The following is a 632-nucleotide window of genomic DNA, read 5'->3' as shown; positions in this document are numbered from 1 at the left end:
TTTTTTGTGAAAATAAGGAAAAAGGCGTTCCTCTTTTCTTTCTTGCATCTTGTACCACCAATGCGTAAGATAAATAGCAGTGTGAAAAATTTTGAAACAAACAGGTGATTGATACAATGCGTCTACGTAAAAAACCCGGCGTACGGGAAGCGATGGCTACCTATCCGAAGCTGGTCCCGCTTAACGGTGAAGAATACAGGGGCAGATGGCGGGAATTCTTTGGCAACGATAATCCGATTCATGTGGAGCTTGGCACCGGTAAAGGCAACTTCATTACGACGCTTGCGGAGCAAAATCCGCATATTAACTATTTTGGCGTCGAGCTCTACGAAGAAGTGCTGATTAAAGCCGTCAAAAAAGCTGAAGCCAAGGAACTTACCAATATTGCGTTCCTCTGGATTAACATTCGTGACATCGAAAATTACTTCGCTCCCGAAGAAGTGGACAGGATCTATCTCAATTTCAGCGATCCGTGGCCTAAAAAGCGCCATGCCAAACGCCGTCTAACTCATAGCGAATTTCTCGCTAAATACAAAAAGATATTAAATTCAAACGGATTTATTCAACTGAAAACCGACAATGAAGGGTTGTTTGAATTCAGCTTGAACGAGTTTGCACAGGAGTTATTCCTG

At 42.7% G+C, this 632-nt stretch carries 1 protein-coding gene; it reads left to right on the top strand.

Features of this window, described 5'->3' with window-relative positions; genetic code table 11:
* Positions 1 to 116: 116 nt before the first annotated feature.
* A partial coding sequence (trmB, locus tag B2899_RS12170) for a tRNA (guanosine(46)-N7)-methyltransferase TrmB (RefSeq protein ID WP_286886119.1) occupies positions 117 to 632 on the top strand: 516 nt, incomplete at its 3' end.

The organism is Aneurinibacillus sp. UBA3580 (assembly GCF_002375825.1).
Classification (GTDB): Bacteria; Bacillota; Bacilli; order Aneurinibacillales; family Aneurinibacillaceae; genus Aneurinibacillus; species Aneurinibacillus danicus.
This window is presented reverse-complemented; position numbering and strand designations above follow the sequence as displayed.